The sequence below is a fragment of the Salipiger abyssi genome (assembly GCF_017311415.1).
Lineage (GTDB): Bacteria > Pseudomonadota > Alphaproteobacteria > Rhodobacterales > Rhodobacteraceae > Salipiger > Salipiger abyssi_A.
Map to the genome: position 1 here is coordinate 65,802 of NZ_JAEKIS010000010.1, position 16,695 is coordinate 82,496.

Below are 16,695 nucleotides of genomic sequence, written 5' to 3' on the forward strand. Positions count from 1 at the left end.
GTCAGCTTCGCAGATCACTGTCTCAGCTTTGCGAAAAAACATGCACCACAGATTCATATTTATCTTTGCGCAAAAAACCTATTTCGCAGAGTCAGATTTGAGGGTTTGCTACACCCGACTCAAAGGCTCATGATTTGATCTGGATCAAAAATATCGGTTTTTTGGAATATAGGTTTCGAGGGTCAGAACCCGGTCTGCCGCATCCAGCTCTGCCGCCCTGTGAGAGGCCGTCACAATAGCAGCCTCAGGCAGAAATTCCCGAACGCCGGAAAGCACTTGCCGTGCGGTCGGGCCGTCGAGACCCTCGGTCGGCTCATCCAGCAACAGCACCGCCGGGCGGCGCAGAAGTGCCCGCGCCAGCACCAGCCTGCGGGCTTGCCCGCCCGACAATCCGGCACCGCCCTCACCGAGTTGTGACCTCAACCCGCCGCGCGCGGAAACCGCCTCGTCGAGCGCCACGGCGCGCAGCACCGTAAGCGCCTTGTCTTCGGTCAGATCCGGATCGGCGAGCGCGAGGTTTTCCAGGATGCTGCCAGAGAGCAGCGCCGCACGCTGCGGCACCAGCGTCAGCGCATCGCGCAACGCCACCGTCTCCCAGTCGGGCAACGGTTTGCCGAGCAGCAAGGCCTCGCCCGCCGTGGCGGGCTCCAGCCCCGCCAGCACGTCGAAGAGCGTGCTCTTGCCAGCGCCGCTTTCGCCCCGGATCGCCAGCATCTCGCCGGGCATCACGGTAAAGGACAGATCGTGCAACAGCAGCCGCGTCCAGCCCGGGCGGGCAAGCGACAGGTGCCGCACCTCCAGCGCCGCGCCGGGCTGCGCGGGCTCTGCCGGGCCGGTGCGTTTCGGCAGGCGGTGCGGCGCGGGGTCGGCCATGACCCGCTCGGCGGCGTCGCGCATGCGACCGATCTCGGCCATGCCCCGGCGCAGCGGCAAGAGCGTCTCGGCCAGCGCGATGGAGATAAAGACCCCGATGGCCGCCCGCGCCGGGTCGAGCCCGCTATCGACCACCAGCCAGCCCGCGAGCGCAAAGACCGCCGCCGTCACCAGAGCGACGATCACCGCGAGGATCATGCCCGCGCCGGTGTCGATGGCGTCGAGCCGGTCCATGGCGCCCCGCGCCTCGGCCTCGGTGTCGTCGAGCGCCCCCCGCCAGCGCGGCAGCGCGCCCTGAAGGATCGCCTCGCGCCGGCCCCGGAACATCCCGATGGCGCGCTGGCGCAGGGTCTGCATCGCCTCTTCGGCCTGGCTGGAGGGCGTCAGCGTCGCGCGCCCCACCCGCCAGAGCACCACGCCTCCGCCCAGCAGATAACCCAGCGCAACAGAGGCCGCGACCGCATGCGAGGTCAGCGCCCAGAGCGCCACGAAGGCCGCGCCATGGGTAATCAGCGCCGCCGCCACCGGCAGCGCCAGCCGCAGCACCACGCCGTCGAGCGCATCCACATCCGCCGTGATCCGGGTCAGCGCCGCCGCCCCGCGCAGGCGGCGCAGCTCAGGCATGGAAAAGCGTTCCAGCCGCGCCAGCAGCGTCACCCGCAGCCGCGCCAGTGCCCGCAGCGTGGCATCGTGGGTCAGCAGCCGCTCGCCATAGCGCGCCGCCGCCCGGCCCAGCGCGAGAAAGCGCACGCCGGCGGAGGGGCGGAACACGTCGAAGGCGATGCCGATCCCCGCGAGCCCGGCGATGCCGGTGGCCGTGATGAACCAGCCCGAAAGACCCAGCAGCGCCGCGCCCATGATCAGCACCGCCACGGCCAGAGCCGCGCCGCGCCACATCGCCCAGGGCTCGGCCTTCCAGAGCAGCCGCAGAACCTGCCAGAGCCGCCTCATGTCGCGCCCTCCCCGATGGTCACGATGCGCCCCATGGCACCCGAAAGCGCCGGGTCGTGGGTGGCCACGATCACCGTGCAGCCCTCGGCAGCGAGCGCCGCCAGCGCGTCGATGATCGCCGCCCCGTTCGCGGCATCCAGATCGGCGGTCGGCTCGTCGGCGAGGATCACATCGGCCCCGGTCAGGAAGGCGCGGGCGAGCAGCAGCCGCCGTGCCTCGCCGCCCGAAACACCGGCGCCGGTCTCGCCCAGCACGGTCTCCAGCCCCTCGGGCAGCGCCGCGACGATGCCCTCGGCGCGCGCCTTGCGCAGCGCCGCGTCCATGTCGGCGCCAAGTTCATGCGGATCGAGAAAACGGCGCAGGGTCATGTCGGGCACATGTATGCTCTGCGGCACATAGGCGACACGCGCGCGCCAGGCATCGGCGATCTCGCAGGCCAGCGCCTGCCCGGCCACCGTTACCTGACCCTCTTCCGGCGTCAGCAGCCCGGCGATCAGATCGAGCGCGGTGGATTTGCCGGTGCCGCTGGGGCCCGAGAGCGCCACGCTCTCGCCCGGCGCCACGTCGAGATCCGGCAGCGCGAGCAACTGGTCTCCGCGTCGCACCGATACGCCATGCAACGCGACGGAGGCCGGGCCGGCCAGCGGCTCGGCGCGGGCGCCCTGCCCTAGCACCGGCGTCGTCTCGTCCGCTTCCAGCGCATCCAGCTCGTCGGCCACCGCCTCGGCGGCGGCCTTGTCGTGCCAGGCGGCGGCGAGATCGCGCAGCGGCTGGAAATACTCCGGCGCCAGCAGCAGCAGGAAGACACCCTCTGCCAGCGTCAGCCCGGTGCCCCAGGTGCCGAAATTCACCTCGCCCAGCAGTGAGAACCCCACATAGACCGCCACCAGCGCCACGCCGATGGCCGAGAACAGCTCCAGCACCGTCGACGACAGGAACGCCACCCGCAGCACCGCCATGGTGCGCGCGCGCAGCCCTTCTGCCCGCGCCTCGAAGGCGGCGCGCGATGCGTCGCCCGCGTTCAGCAGCAGGATATCGGGCAGCGCGGCAATCCGGTCGATCAGCAGCGTGTTCATATCGCCGATCTCGACCATCTGGCGGGCGCTGGCCTCTTTCGCGGCCATGCCCACCAGCGCCATGAAGACCGGGATCAGCGGCCCGGCGACGAGGAAAATCACCCCGACCGCCCAGGACACGTAAAAGGCCAGCGCCAGGATCAAGAGCGGCACCAGTTTGGTGCGTGCCATGGCCGGGCGGTAACGGGTGATCCACGGTCCGAGAATGGCCAGTTTTTCGGTCAGCATCGCCGCCAGCGCAGCGGAGGAGGCCGCCGCGCCCGGGCGCCGAGCCTCGCGGGTCAGCAGCGCCTGCCGCAGATCGTGGATGACGCCATCGGCGGCGTGAAAGGCCAGCCGCGCGGCGATGCGGTCAGCGACCGCGCGGACAATCCCGATGACCGCAAAAGCCCCGGCGGCGGCAAGGCTTGCCTGCGGCGCGGCCTCTGTCACCCAGCCGCCAATGCCCCAGGCCAGCGCCAGCGCCTGCAAGGGCCAGAGCGCGGCGGCCAGCGCCGAGAGCAGCGCGGCGCGGCGCAGCGTGCCCTGAGCCTGTTTCGGCAACAGCCGGTCCGGTGACGTGCGTTTGGCCAAGAGATGCCCCGAAAAGTTCCGCTATCGGCCTGTCTTAGCCCCCGCACGGAACCGAGGCAAACGGCCTGCCCGCGTCACAGCGCCGCCCTTCGGGGCCGCGATCAGGCGGCGCGGAGCCCCAGCATGCGCCGCGCCTGTTCCGGCGTCGCGATGGGGCGGCCATGGCGTTTCGCCACCTCCGCCGCCCGCGTCACCAGCGCCGCGTTGGAGGGGGCAAGCGTGTCGCGGTCGAGCCGGATATTGTCCTCGAGCCCGGTGCGCAGATGGCCACCGGCCGCCGCCGCCCATTCGTTGACCTCGATCTGATGCCGCCCGATCCCCGCCGCGCACCAGGGCGCCTCGGCGCCGAATAGCAGCTTCACCGTATCGACATAGATGTCGAACACCCGCTTGTCGGCGGGCATGGCGTTCTTCACGCCCATGACGAACTGCACATAGGGCGTGCCTTCGAGTGCGCCCCGGTCGGCCATCGCCTTGGCCTGATAGATATGCGAGAGGTCGAACGCCTCGATCTCGGGCTTCACCCCGTAGGTTTTCATCTCGGAGGCCAGCCACTCGACCAGATCCGGCGGGTTCTCGTAGACCCGCGTCGGAAAGTTGTTCGAGCCCACCGAGAGCGAGGCCATGTCGGGGGCGAGCGGCAGCATGCCGCCGCGCGCCTGCCCGGCGCCGGAGCGCCCGCCGGTGGAAAGCTGCACGATCATGCCGGGGCATGCCGCCTCGATCCCCGCCTTCAGCTGCGCGAACCGCTCGGGATCCGAGGTCGGCTTGCCGTCGTCGTCGCGCACATGGCAATGGGCGATGGTCGCCCCCGCCTCAAAGGCCTCGCGGGTCGATGCGACCTGCTCCTCGACGGTGATCGGCACGGCGGGGTTGTCCGCCTTGGTGGGCAGCGATCCGGTAATCGCCACGCAGATGATACAGGGGGTTTCGCTCATGACATCCTCGATAGCGCATCCAGGAAATACGGGCGGAAACCCTGCGGATGCTCGCTCATCGGAAAATGACCCAGCTCGTCCATGATCGCAAGCGTCGCACCGGGGATCGCATCCGCCGTGCGTTTTGCATCCTCGGGCGTGCAGGTGAGATCGTAGGCGCCGGCGATGATATGCACGGGCGTTTTGCCGGTGTCGATCTGCCCCAGACGCTGGATCAGGCTGCCATCCCTAGTGTAAAAACTCAGATCGCCCCGAAACACGCCCGGCCCCGACTGCATGAACATCCACAGCGTATTCCAGCGCTCCGCCTCCGGTGCGTAGGGCGAGATATTGGCCGAAACCAGCGCCGCCCCCATCTCGCCGCCATGGGCGTCGGGACGGTGGAACCAGTCGATATCGTACCAGGCGGGCTGGAAGTCGCTGGCCTCGATGGCGATGAAGCCGGCAAAGCGCTCGGGATGCAGCGCCGCGAGCTGAAGCGCGATGCGCCCGCCCATGGAACAGCCCGCCAGCACCGGTTTCTCCAGCCCCAGCCCGTCCATCACCGCCAGGATGGTCTCGATATAGGCGTCTGTGGTGAGCAGGTATTCCTCGGTCTGGAAGCCCTCGGGCGGCAGCGATTTGCTGTGCCAGGGCATGTCGAAGGCGATCAGGCGGTTGGCGCCGGTCACCTCGGCATCGTTCATCAGATGCCGCCACTGGCCGGTATGGGCGCCCGCCGTGTGCAGGCAGAGCACTGGGCGGCCCTGCCCGGCCTCTTCGAAATAGATGCGTTGCGCGCGGCCTGCGACCTCGACGGTCAGATAGCGGCCAATGATCGGTTCGATGCTCATGCCCGGCCCTCCCGCGGCAATGCCAGAAGCTCTTTGAAGAAGCGCAGGTTCTTCACCAGAAACAGGATGTCGCCGAGAATCTCGGCGCGGCCGATCTTCACCAGCCCGAAGATGTCGTGAAAGCCCGGCTCGGGGATCGGCTGCCAGAATTTCTCCAGCGCCTCGCGGTCGGTGACCAGCGCCACGCGGTAGGGGATCTTTTTCGACGGGCCCGGCACGATCTCGGCCAGCGCGCCCTTGTCGAAGACCAGATAGTGCTCGATATCGCCGACCTTGAGCAGCACCGTCTCCGACACCAGCCGCCCCAGGCGCAGCAGATGCGGGCGCGCCGCCAGCCCGGCGGGCATCGCTTGGATCTCTTGCAGCATTTCGCCTCCCATGCCTTGCGTCGCGCGGACCATGCGCGCGCCGCTTGGTCACAGCAATGACGGCACGAGTATCAGCCGATACCCAAGCGGGCGAATACAGCAGAGTATTGCGCAATACCTTCGCGGATATTGGATTGCGTCCCGCAAAGCGCGACTGTCTGCCATGATTTGAATATGTCATCTCGGGAGGAGATCATCATGGCAATCACCCTGGAAAACGTCACCGACGTGGTCACCGCGTCGCTGGGCCGGAACGGCGAGATCGACGCCCGTCAGCGCGAGATCATGACCGCGCTGATCAAGCACCTGCACGCCTTCTGCAAGGACGTGAAGCTCCAGCACCACGAATTCCTCGCCGCCTGTGACTACCTCGCCCGCGCCGGGCAGATCTGCGACGACAAGCGTCAGGAATTCATCCTGCTGGGCGATATCCTCGGCGTCGAGGTGCTGGTCGACATGCTGTCGAACCCGGTCAGCGGCAGCGAGAGCGAATCCACCGTGCTGGGGCCGTTCTACCGCGAGAACCCGCCGGTTCTGCCCAAGGGCGCCTCGACCGTGCTGAAGAATTTCGACGATCAGGAAACCGCCTATTTCGAAGGCTATGTGCGCGATGCCGATGGCACGCCGCTGGCCGGCGTGATCATGGATGTCTGGGAAGACGCGCCCAACGGGCTCTACGAAAATCACGATCCCGATCAGCCCGACTACAACCTGCGTGGCCGGTTCGAGACCGACGAGAACGGCCATTACGCCTTCCGCGCGGTGCGCCCGGTGCCCTATCCAATCCCCGACAACGAAACCGCCGGCGAGCTGCTGCGCTATATGGGGCACCACCCCAACCGCCCCGGTCACATGCATTTCATTCTGTCCAAGGACGGCTACCGCCCGCTCATCAGCCAGGTCTATGACAGTTCCTCCGCCTGGCTCGACGACGACAGCGTCTTTGCGGTGAAGGACAGCCTCGTGGCCGAGTTCAAAAAGGCCGGTCCCGAGCTCGACACCGAGCTGCACGTTCAATTCGATTTCGTCCTCAAGCGCGTCGCCGCCGAGGACCGGATCGCTGCCGAATAAGCGTATCCCTGCGACATTCGGCGCGAAACCCCCGCTTCGGCGGGGGTTTTTCTTTTGCCGCCCGCGCGCGAGAATGGCGGCGGGGAGCGCCGATCATGAATCTCAAGCAACTGACCTATTTCATCGCAGTGGCCGAGGAGCTGCATTTCGGCCGCGCCGCCGAGCGGCTGGGCATGGCGCAACCGCCGCTGTCGCGCCAGATCAAGCAGATCGAGGACGAGCTGGGCGCGGTGCTCTTCAACCGGGGCCGCCGCGCGGTAAGCCTGACCCAGGCAGGCGAGCGTCTGCTGGAACGCGGACGGGGGCTGGTGCGCGATTTCGAGGATATGCAGCTCGAGGTGCGCCGGCTCGGCGAAGGCGCCGAGGGCCGGCTGCGCATCGGTTTCGTGGGCTCTTCGACCTTCGGCATCCTGCCCAATATCGTCAAATCCTTCCGCGCCAACCGGCCCGATGTGAACCTGACACTGACGCCGATGAACAATGCCCAGCTTCAGCGCCGCCTCGTCAGCCGCGAGATCGACGTGGCCTTCGCCCGCCCGGCGCTGAAGGACGCCGAGTTCCGCACGATCCACCTGGGCGTCGAGCCGCTGGTCGCCGCGATGCCCGACACGATGGAGACCGAAAAGCAGGGCCGCGTCACCATCGACGAGCTGCGCGGACAGAGCTTCATCCTCTATCCGGAATTCCCCCGCCCCTCCTATGCCGATCTGGTGCTGGAGAGCTGCGCCGCGCACGGGCTGGAGGTGGGCAAGACGCTCTTCACCATGGATCTTCTGACCGCCCTCAGCCTGGTGGCCATCGGCGAGGGCATCTGCATCGTGCCCGCCTCGGTCGCCTCCGGCGCCCGCAACGGCGTGCGCTTCCGCGAGATCGCCCCGCCGATCGGCGAGACATCCCTGTCGCTCAACTACCGGCTCGACGAACAGGGCCCGCATGTGAAGGCCTTCGTGCAGATCGCACAAAGCGTGGCGCGAAAGGCGTTTTGAGGGCGGATCCGGATGGGTGCCGCATCCGACACCAACATATGATGGAAATTCCCCGGGTAGGGACTCGAGAGCAGTTTTCACACTGCTTTTCTGTAACGCGGCGCCTTCCTGCCGTTCACCGCAAGTGCTAGGTTTTCGCCAGGCACGCAACCGCGGCGCCAGGCAGGTCGGACTTTGGCCCCTCGGCCTCCACCAGCGGTAGCGACGCGCGGGATCCGCTTTGGCGGAAGTGACCTGCGCGTAGACATCTGCGCGAGCGGCTCGATGACGATCAAAGACCATATCCAGACCAGCCAGGAAGACATGGAAGAAATCGAAATCGGGCACGACCTGGATCGCAGACAGTATCGGCGTGGCGCTGGTGTGAACGCGGGCCTCATTCGGTTTCTCTACATATCTGTTACTGCGCTCTTGTGCGCGGTCACTCCATCGATCTCTGCTGGAGAGCGCGAAACCTTGGTCTCTTCTGTCATCGATAGCTTTAGGTTCGGCCAGTTCTATCCGGAGTGCAGAAATTTGTTTTCTGAAAAGACCTGCCAGGCTCTCGTGTTTGTTAATATTGCCCCAATGAAGAGTTACGGCGAACAGGAAGGTCGGACGACGGACGACGACGCCTTTATTCCACGACGCATTCGATCCTACCTTGACAACCGACCAATTGAAGCCCTTGGGGCATTGTCTAGTTGCTCGGAGCATGAGTTCTTGGAATGGGTCGCGGAGGTCGTGCGGAGGGCTGGGAAAAGTGCCGAAGGCACAATCCATTCACTTCCAAATGAATTCATCGGATGTGTGTCTCTGCTGCATAAATCAGAGCACTATTTTATTGTTACTTCTGAAGGTATTGTTGGTAAAGCTGAGGTCACCAAAGGGAAGTCCAATAGCGTGCTCTCGATGACCTTTTTCTTTCGGATGAAGAATTTCGAGATAAGCTTGACTGGATTTCCGATTGAAGTCTGGCAAGAAACCCCATCCAGTGTCTTGGATTTTTTGAATAATTCCGTTAGGGATATGTTCCCAGATAGCTCAATCAAAATAGATGTTGGATCTCCATCAGAACTTCGCTTCGAAAGCGAAGATCAACAAAATACTGATTGACACCAAAACTATGGGAGCGGAGCCTCCTCGAGGTTGCGGCCTCTGTCAACGTAGGATCCAAGCAGCCATGGCCAGCCAGCCTGACCCGCGGCGTTTCACCTGAGCGCTCGCACCCGGCCAACGTAGAGGCCTCACGCCCCGCTCGGCACCGCCACCCCAGCCACCTGCGTGCTGCGGTCGCGGCGGAACTGGGCGATGCGGTCTTCGTCCAGCTCCGCACCCAGCCCCGGACCCTCGGGCAGATGCACCGAGAAATCCTCGTAGCGGATGGGCTCGGCCAGGATGTCGTGCTTCATCAGCAGCGGACCGAAGAGCTCCGTACCCCAGTCGAGCTCCGGGAAGGTCGAAAAGAGCTGCAAGGCCGCCGCCGTGCCCACGCCGGCCTCCAGCATCGTACCCGCGTAAAGCCCGATGCCTGCCGCCTGTGCGATGGAGACCACCTCGGAGCCGCGTTTCAGCCCGCCGGACTGCGCGATCTTCACCGCGAAGACATCCGCCGAGCGCCCGGCGGCATAGGCCATCGCATCCTCGGGCCCCTGAAGCGCCTCGTCGGCCATCACCGCGATCTCGTACCCGTCGGTCAGCGCTTTCAGCTGCTCGCGATAGCGCGCGCCGATGGGCTGCTCGACCAGATCGACGCCGATCTCCTGCAAGCCCTTCAGCCCCCAGCGCGCCTCGCTCAGCGACCAGGCCTGATTGACGTCCACCCGGATCGACGAGCGGTCGCCCACCGCGTCGCAGATCGCCGCGACATGGGCGAGGTCGTCCCTCACCGGGCGCTTGCCGATCTTCAGCTTGAAGATGTTGTGCCGGCGGTTTTCCAGCATCGCCTGCGCCTCTTCGATATCGGTCTCGGATTTGCCCGAGGCCAGCGTCCAGGCCACCGGCATCGCCCGGCGCACCGGCCCGCCGAAGAGCTGCGCCACCGAGACACCCAGCCGCTTGGCCAGCCCGTCCCAGAGCGCCGTCTCGACCGCACAGCGGGCAATCGGGTTGCCCTTGACCGCGCGCTGCATCGCGTCGATGGCGGCGTTGATCTGATCGCCGTCGAGCCCTTCGAGCACCGGCGCGATATAGGTGTCGATGGCCAGCTTGATGCTTTCCGGGCTCTCGGCACCATAGCTCATGCCGCCGATGGAGGTGCCCTCGCCCAGCCCCACCGACCCGTCGGAGAAGCGGACCCGCACCAGAACGATGGATTGCACCATCATCGTGGTCATCGACAGCACATGCCCGCGAATGGTCGGGAGGTCGATGAGCGTGGTCTCGATCCGGTCGATCTTGGTCATTGCGGTGCCTTTTGCGTGGAGGACGTGTTGCAACGATTTTCAGGGCTTTGCGCGGCCAAGTCTAATACCGCCCGGGTCTGGTGTGATACCGTTCCCTGCAGCCGGCCGCAGCGCGGTCTGACCGTGAAAAGCGGTTTCCTAGCCCGGTTTTGCGGTCTAGTCTCCGCGCCAAACGCGATGCCTCACGAGGACGAAATGAGTGATTTTGCCGGACGCCTGCGGCTGGGCGTCAATATCGACCACGTCGCCACCGTGCGGAATGCGCGTGGCAGCGCCTATCCCGATCCGCTGCGCGCCGCGCAACTGGCGCAGGAGGCGGGCGCCGACGGCATCACCGCGCATCTGCGCGAAGACCGCCGCCATATCTCGGATGCCGATATCGACGGGCTGATGGCCGGGCTGACCCTGCCGCTGAACCTTGAGATGGCGGCGACCGACGAGATGCAGGCCATCGCCCTGCGCCACAAGCCGCATGCGGTCTGCATCGTGCCGGAAAAGCGCGAGGAACGCACCACCGAGGGCGGGCTCGACGTGGCGCAGGACGAGAACCGGCTGGGCCATTTCGTCGAGCCGCTGCGCGCGGCGGGCTGCCGGGTGTCGCTCTTCATCGGCGCCGACAAGCGGCAGGTCGAGGCCTCTGCCCGGATCGGCGCGCAGGTGGTGGAGCTGCACACCGGCGCCTATTGCGATTTCCACGCCGAGGGCAATCTCGCCGAGCGCGATGCCGAGCTGGAGCGCCTGCGCGAGATGACCGCCTTTGCCCATTCGCTTGGGCTGGAGGTGCATGCGGGCCACGGGCTGACCTATGAGACGGTGAAACCGGTGGCGGCCTTCCCCGAGGTGATGGAGTTGAATATCGGCCATTTCCTCATCGGCGAGGCGATCTTTCTGGGCCTCGTCCCCGCCATCGCCGAGATGCGCCGCCTGATGGACGAGGCGCGGGCGTGACGCGGCGCGCCCCGGCGGCATGATCCTCGGCATCGGCACAGATCTGGCGAATATCGAGCGGATCGAGCGCACGCTCGACCGCTTTGGCGACCGGTTCCGCAACCGCGTCTTCACCGAGACCGAGCAGCGCAAGGCCGAACGCCGCGCCGATGTGGCCGGCACTTATGCCAAGCGGTGGGCGGCGAAGGAAGCCTGTTCCAAGGCGCTGGGGACCGGGCTGCGCATGGGCATCGCCTGGAAGGACATGGCGGTCACCAATCTGCGCAGCGGTCAGCCGGTGATGCATGTGACCGGCTGGGCGAAGGAGCGTCTCGACGCGATGACCCCGGAGGGGCACGAGGCGATCATCCATGTGACGCTGACCGACGATCACCCCTGGGCGCAGGCCTTTGTGGTGATCGAGGCGCGACCGGTGGCTGGGGCGGGCTGACGGCACCGCGTGGCATTTGGCGCAAGGGTTACGGTCGAACAGATCCCCAGCGCGGGACAAGCCCGAAGGCCGCCGCGCAAGCGCCGGAGCGGCTGTGAATACCGTATCGTCTGAACACCGCCACCGCTTCCGCTTTCAGCGGTTCGCTCCCGCCCTTGCGGGCCGGCGCCTCGCGGCGCTTCCGGGGGCCGGGCCGTCCACCGGACGCCCCGCTGCTTTCAGCGGTTCGCCCCTGCCCTCACGGGCCGGCGCCTCGCGGCGCTTCCGCGGGCCGGGCCGTCCACTGGACGCCCCGCCGCTTTCAGCGGTTCGCCCCCGGAACCCACAATACATCGGCCTTGCCGTCGTCGTTGCAGATGCGCGAGGCGACGAAGAACCAATCGCTCAGACGATTGAGATATTTCACCGCATGCTCGTTGGTCTGTTCGACCGAGGCGAGTTCGACCGCGCGACGCTCGGCACGGCGCGCCACGGTGCGGCACTGATGCAGATGCGCCGCTGCCGCCGATCCGCCCGGCAGCACGAAGCTGCGCAGCGGCTCCAGCCGGGCGTTCATCGCGTCGATCTCCGCCTCCAGCCGGTCGACCTGCGACGCGATGATGCGCAGCACCGGATAGCCCGCCTCGCCGTCCTTCTCCATCTCGGGCCGGCCCAGATCGGCGCCGAGATCGAAGAGGTCGTTCTGGATCCGCGCCAGCGCCGCGTCGAGATCGCCCTCGGCATGCAGCCGGGTCACGCCCAGCACCGAATTCAGCTCGTCCACCGTGCCATAGGCCTCGACCCGGGGGGCGAATTTAGGCACGCGGGTGCCATTGACCAGCGCGGTTTCGCCTTTGTCGCCGGTGCGTGTGTAGATCTTGTTCAGAACGACCATGCTCAGCCTCCTCTGCGGATCAGTACGAACAGCACGATCAGCACCACCGCGACGAATTGCGCGATGATGCGCCAGCGCATCGCCTTGTTCGCGTATTTCTTGTTGAACTCGCCGCCCTTGGCAAAGCTGCCGATGCCGAAGAGCAGGATCGCCACCACGACCAGCATCGCCGCGGCCATCACCATGAACAAAGGATCGTCTCGCATCGGGTCTCCCTCCGGGCTTTGCCCGAGACATAGCGGCTCCGCTCAAAAAAGCGAACCGGTTATCTGGCGCGGTCGATCAGCGCATCCAGCGCCCGGGTCGGCAGCAACCGCCGCAGCCGGCCCATCAGATGGGTGGGAAAGGTCACGTAGTAGCGCGGGCGCGGTCTGGGATGTTCGAGCGCGTGGATCAGCTTGCGCGTCACCGCCGAGGGCGGCAGCTCGAACGTATCTTTCGACGGCGCCGCATAGAGCCGCTTGAGCAACGAACCCTCGTATTGCGCCCGGCGCGGCGAGGCGCGCCAGTCGACCCATTGCTCGAAATGCGGCACCGAATTCGCCCGGATGCGCGAGGTGATCGGACCCGGCTCGATCAGGATGACCTTGATCGGCGTGTCGCGCATCTCGATCCGCAGCACGTCGGTGAGGCCTTCGAGAGCGAATTTCGTCGAGACATACGCCCCGCGCCAGGGCATCGGCACCAGACCCAGCACCGAAGAGCAGTTGACGATGCGCCCGTACCCCTGCGCCCGCATCACCGGGATCACCGCCCGTGTCAGCGTGTGCCAGCCGAAGAGATTGGCCTCAAAGATCTCGCGCAGCGCGCCGGTGGGCAGATCCTCCAGCGCGCCGGGCACGGCAAAAGCGCCGTTGTTGTAAAGCGCATCCAGCGTGCCGCCGGTGGCCGCCAGCACATCGTCCAGCGCGCGGCGAATGCTGTCTTCGTCGGCATAGTCGAGTTGCGGGCTCTCGAACCCCTCACCGCGCAACCGTTCGCAATCGGCCTCCTGACGGCAGGAGGCGAATACGCGCCAGCCGCGCGCCCGCAGCCCATGCGCCGCATCATAGCCGATCCCCGAGGAACAACCGGTGATAAGAACGGATTTTCCGGTCATGCGCGCCCTTCCCTGCCCGTCAGGGGCGGCCTAGGCCAAAGCCCCGGGCGGCGCAAGCGGCGCTCAGTTCAGGACGATGCGCAGGAAGTCGTCGGACATCCAGCCGACGCGACCGGTCTCTGCAACTTTCAGCTTAACCCAGCCAAGTCCCGGATCAGAGAGAACCTCGACCCTGTCGCCGCGCAGAAGCTGCGAGACCACCGAGTATTCGGTGCCCGGCCCGTTGCGCATATTGACACGGCTTCCGGTCACCTGCCGCATGTCCGGCAGGATTTCGAGCTCGGGCGCGGCGGGGGCGGCATCGCTCCGAACATTGACGGCGGCGACGGTCACCGTCGGCGCGGGCTCTATCTTGGCGGGCGTTTCCGCAGCGGCGGCGGCGAGCGTCAGGTCGAGCTTCGGCGCCGGGATCTCGGCAGTGGTGGCCCGTGCCAGCGAGACAGAGGTCAGATCGGCGGCGCCGGTCTCGGCCCGCGCCACCTCGGGCAGCTGCATCGCCTCGGCGACCGACACGGCCTTGGCCGAGGTGCCGGCCTCATATGCTGAGCCCCCGGACATTTCATACCAGGCCCAACCGAGAAATCCGAACGTCAAAAGAATAAATCGCGTCATGACAAATCCGGCCCCCCGACCGCACGCAGTACCACTGTCTCTAAAATCAATCTTCCAGCCACGGGCAGACAACGTGGCGCAGAGTAAGCTCTACCCGATTCTCCGACCTTGCCGAAGCGAAAAGCGGAAAATTTCGCCGTCGCATGCCGGGATCGCTTTACCGGCGGCGGCTGCGAAGATATCACAGCATCTATGAGCGATATCGTCGATGACCCCAACATGAACCCCCGTGATGTGGCCGAGCCGCTGCGCCGAGCCATTGGCGAGCGCTACCTGACCTATGCGCTGTCGACGATCATGAACCGCGCCCTTCCGGACGCGCGGGACGGCCTCAAGCCCGTGCATCGACGTATCCTATATGCAATGCGCAGGCTGCGACTTAGTTCCAGCGGCGGGTTCCTGAAATCCGCAAAAATCTCTGGCGACACCATGGGGGACTTCCACCCGCACGGGGACGCGGCGATCTATGACGCCATGGCGCGGCTGGCGCAGGATTTCACCATCCGCTATCCGCTGGTCGACGGTCAGGGCAATTTCGGCAATATCGACGGCGACAACCCGGCGGCCTCGCGCTACACCGAGGCGCGCATGACGATCATGTCCGAGGCGCTGCTCGACGGGCTCGACGAGAACGCCGTCGATTACCGCCCGAACTACGATGGCCGGCTGGAAGAGCCCTCGGTGCTGCCCGCCTCCTATCCCAACCTGCTGGCGAACGGTTCCAGCGGCATCGCGGTGGGCATGGCGACCAATATCCCGCCGCACAATATCGGCGAACTGATCGACGCCTGCCTGCATCTGATCAAGACCCCCGACGCCCGCGACGAGACACTGCTGAACTACGTGCCCGGCCCCGATTTCCCCACCGGTGGGGTGATCGTCGAGCCGCGCGACAATATCGCCGAGGCCTATCGCACCGGGCGCGGCTCCATCCGGCTGCGCGCCAAATGGGAGGTCGAGGATCTGGGCCGCGGTCAATGGCAGGTCGTGGTAACCGAGATCCCCTATCAGGTGCAGAAATCCAAGCTGGTCGAGCGTCTGGCCGAGCTGATCCAGACCAAGAAAGTGCCGATCCTCGCCGATATCCGCGACGAGAGCGCCGACGACATCCGCATGGTGCTGGAGCCGAAATCCAAGAATATCGACCCCGATCTGCTGATGAACCTGCTGTTCAAGAACAGCGATCTGGAAATCCGCTTCTCACTCAACATGAACGTGCTGATCGACGGGGTGACCCCCAAGGTCTGCTCGCTGAAAGAGGTGCTGCGCGCCTTCCTCGATTTCCGCCGCGACGTGCTGATCCGGCGGGCGCGCCACCGCATGGCCAAGATCGACAACCGGCTGGAAGTGCTCGAAGGCCTGATCGTCGCCTTCCTGAATCTCGACCGGGTGATCGACATCATCCGCTACGACGACGACCCCAAGGCCGCGCTGATGTACGAGGACTGGTCGAAACCGCACCAGGCCACCATCGCGCGCGCCACGGACGAGCGCGATTACCGCTCGCCGCTGACCGGCATCGACGTCAAGTCGCTGGAGCTGCAACCCGATCCCGAAGCGGTGGCGCGCGGCGTGCTGGCCGACGAGGGCGGCCCCGCGCAGATCCCGCACCGCTTCATCGGCCGCTCCGAGGGGCTCTCGGATGTGCAGGCCGAGGCGATCCTCAATATGCGCCTGCGCAGCTTGCGCCGCCTCGAAGAGCTGGAACTGGTCAACGAGCGCGACAAGCTGATGGAAGAGCGCGCGGGGCTCGAAGACCTGCTCGACAGCGACGATCTGCAATGGAAGCGCATCTCTGAAGAGCTGCGCGAGGTGCGCAAGAAATTCGCCAAGGATCTCGACCGCGGCGCCCGACTGACCTCCTTTGCCGAGGCGGGCGAGGCCGAAGAGGTGCCGCTCGAGGCGATGATCGAGCGCGAGCCGATCACTGTGGTCTGCTCCCAGATGGGCTGGATCCGCGCCATGACCGGCCATATCGCACTCGACCGCGAGCTGAAGTTCAAGGATGGCGATGGCCCGCGCTTCATCTTCCACGCGGAGACCACCGACCGGCTGCTGGTCTTTGGCAGCAACGGGCGGTTCTACACGGTCTCCGCCGCCAACCTGCCCGGCGGGCGCGGCATGGGCGAACCGCTGCGCATCATGGTCGACCTGCCCAACGATGTGGAGATCGTCGATCTCTTCATCCATGTGCCCGACCGGCGGCTGCTGGTCGCCTCCTCCGCCGGCGATGGTTTCATCGTGCCGGAAAACGAGGTGCTGGCGCAGACCCGCTCCGGCAAACAGGTGCTCAACGTCAAGGACGGGGTAAAGGCCAAGATCTGCAAACCGGTCAAAGGCGATGCCGTGGCCGTGGTGGGCGAGAACCGCAAGGTGCTGGTCTTCATGGCCGACGAGCTGCCCGAGATGGGCCGGGGCAAGGGTGTGCGGATGCAAAAATACAAGGATGGCGGCCTTTCCGACGCCACCACCTTCACACTGGCCGACGGGCTCTCCTGGCACGATCCGGCAGGCCGCACCCGCACCGAAACCGTGCTTGACGAGTGGATCGGCAAGCGCGCCAGTTCGGGCCGGATGGCGCCGCGCGGCTTCCCGCGGGATAACAGCTTTACCTGATATCGCCCGGGCGCAGGCTCTGTTAGGCTGCGCCCGCAACGGGTTTCGACAAGGCGATTTGAG

At 66.0% G+C, this 16,695-nt stretch carries 16 protein-coding genes; 6 read left to right on the plus strand and 10 right to left on the minus strand.

Features of this window, described 5'->3' with window-relative positions; genetic code table 11:
* Positions 1–144: 144 nt before the first annotated feature.
* The 5 genes from I6N89_RS14900 to I6N89_RS14920 all read right to left on the minus strand — a co-directional run bounded on the left by I6N89_RS14900 (position 145) and on the right by I6N89_RS14920 (position 5,612).
* The gene (locus I6N89_RS14900; protein ID WP_207019219.1) at positions 145–1,824 is read right to left on the minus strand and encodes an amino acid ABC transporter ATP-binding/permease protein; all 1,680 of its coding nucleotides are present in this window, start codon (positions 1,822–1,824) and stop codon (positions 145–147) included.
* Positions 1,821–3,473 carry a thiol reductant ABC exporter subunit CydD gene (gene cydD, locus I6N89_RS14905; RefSeq protein ID WP_207019220.1) on the minus strand — a complete coding sequence of 551 codons (1,653 nt, stop codon included), beginning with the start codon at positions 3,471–3,473 and terminating at the stop codon, positions 1,821–1,823. Before cydD ends, I6N89_RS14900 begins: the two co-directional genes overlap by 4 nt.
* Positions 3,474–3,574: 101 nt before the next feature.
* Complete coding sequence (locus I6N89_RS14910; protein WP_207019221.1) at positions 3,575–4,411, minus strand: 3-keto-5-aminohexanoate cleavage protein; 837 nt, start codon at positions 4,409–4,411, stop codon at positions 3,575–3,577.
* Positions 4,408–5,244 (minus strand): alpha/beta fold hydrolase, encoded by an 837-nt coding sequence (locus I6N89_RS14915; RefSeq protein ID WP_207019222.1) that lies wholly within the window; start codon positions 5,242–5,244, stop codon positions 4,408–4,410. Before I6N89_RS14915 ends, I6N89_RS14910 begins: the two co-directional genes overlap by 4 nt.
* Positions 5,241–5,612: a hypothetical protein gene (locus I6N89_RS14920; RefSeq protein WP_076706006.1), complete on the minus strand. Its 372-nt coding sequence runs from the start codon at positions 5,610–5,612 to the stop codon at positions 5,241–5,243. The genes I6N89_RS14915 and I6N89_RS14920 overlap by 4 nt, the downstream gene beginning before the upstream one ends.
* A gap of 195 nt (positions 5,613–5,807) precedes the next feature.
* Between I6N89_RS14920 and I6N89_RS14925 the strand changes: the two genes are divergently transcribed.
* The 3 genes from I6N89_RS14925 (at position 5,808) to I6N89_RS14935 (ending at position 8,764) form a co-directional block, all read left to right on the plus strand.
* Positions 5,808–6,683 carry a dioxygenase gene (locus I6N89_RS14925; RefSeq protein WP_207019309.1) on the plus strand — a complete coding sequence of 292 codons (876 nt, stop codon included), beginning with the start codon at positions 5,808–5,810 and terminating at the stop codon, positions 6,681–6,683.
* Positions 6,684–6,778: 95 nt separating this feature from the next.
* Entirely contained in the window at positions 6,779–7,669 is an 891-nt protein-coding gene (locus I6N89_RS14930; RefSeq protein ID WP_207019223.1) for a LysR family transcriptional regulator, read from the plus strand.
* Between the two features lie 264 nt (positions 7,670–7,933).
* Complete coding sequence (locus tag I6N89_RS14935) at positions 7,934–8,764, plus strand: hypothetical protein (RefSeq protein WP_207019224.1); 831 nt, start codon at positions 7,934–7,936, stop codon at positions 8,762–8,764.
* A 131-nt stretch (positions 8,765–8,895) separates the two neighbouring features.
* On the opposite strand, the gene I6N89_RS14940 is transcribed toward I6N89_RS14935, so the two are convergent.
* Positions 8,896–10,053: a muconate cycloisomerase family protein gene (locus I6N89_RS14940; RefSeq protein WP_207019225.1), complete on the minus strand. Its 1,158-nt coding sequence runs from the start codon at positions 10,051–10,053 to the stop codon at positions 8,896–8,898.
* A 195-nt stretch (positions 10,054–10,248) separates the two neighbouring features.
* Between I6N89_RS14940 and I6N89_RS14945 the strand changes: the two genes are divergently transcribed.
* Positions 10,249–11,001 (plus strand): pyridoxine 5'-phosphate synthase, encoded by a 753-nt coding sequence (locus tag I6N89_RS14945; protein WP_207019226.1) that lies wholly within the window; start codon positions 10,249–10,251, stop codon positions 10,999–11,001.
* Positions 11,002–11,020: 19 nt separating this feature from the next.
* Positions 11,021–11,431 (plus strand): holo-ACP synthase, encoded by a 411-nt coding sequence (gene acpS / locus I6N89_RS14950; protein ID WP_076701056.1) that lies wholly within the window; start codon positions 11,021–11,023, stop codon positions 11,429–11,431.
* Between the two features lie 301 nt (positions 11,432–11,732).
* On the opposite strand, the gene I6N89_RS14955 is transcribed toward acpS, so the two are convergent.
* The 4 genes from I6N89_RS14955 to I6N89_RS14970 form a co-directional block, all read right to left on the minus strand.
* Positions 11,733–12,305, minus strand: a complete 573-nt coding sequence (locus tag I6N89_RS14955; RefSeq protein WP_207019227.1) for a cob(I)yrinic acid a,c-diamide adenosyltransferase — start codon at positions 12,303–12,305, stop codon at positions 11,733–11,735.
* A gap of 2 nt (positions 12,306–12,307) precedes the next feature.
* Positions 12,308–12,511: a twin transmembrane helix small protein gene (locus I6N89_RS14960; protein ID WP_076701047.1), complete on the minus strand. Its 204-nt coding sequence runs from the start codon at positions 12,509–12,511 to the stop codon at positions 12,308–12,310.
* Between the two features lie 59 nt (positions 12,512–12,570).
* Positions 12,571–13,404 carry an SDR family NAD(P)-dependent oxidoreductase gene (locus tag I6N89_RS14965; RefSeq protein WP_207019228.1) on the minus strand — a complete coding sequence of 278 codons (834 nt, stop codon included), beginning with the start codon at positions 13,402–13,404 and terminating at the stop codon, positions 12,571–12,573.
* A 63-nt stretch (positions 13,405–13,467) separates the two neighbouring features.
* Positions 13,468–14,016, minus strand: a complete 549-nt coding sequence (locus I6N89_RS14970; protein ID WP_207019229.1) for an SH3 domain-containing protein — start codon at positions 14,014–14,016, stop codon at positions 13,468–13,470.
* A 192-nt stretch (positions 14,017–14,208) separates the two neighbouring features.
* On the opposite strand from I6N89_RS14970, the gene I6N89_RS14975 reads away from it, so the two are divergent.
* Positions 14,209–16,632, plus strand: coding sequence for a DNA topoisomerase IV subunit A (locus I6N89_RS14975; RefSeq protein WP_207019230.1), 2,424 nt, complete (start codon positions 14,209–14,211; stop codon positions 16,630–16,632).
* Positions 16,633–16,695: the final 63 nt, after the last annotated feature.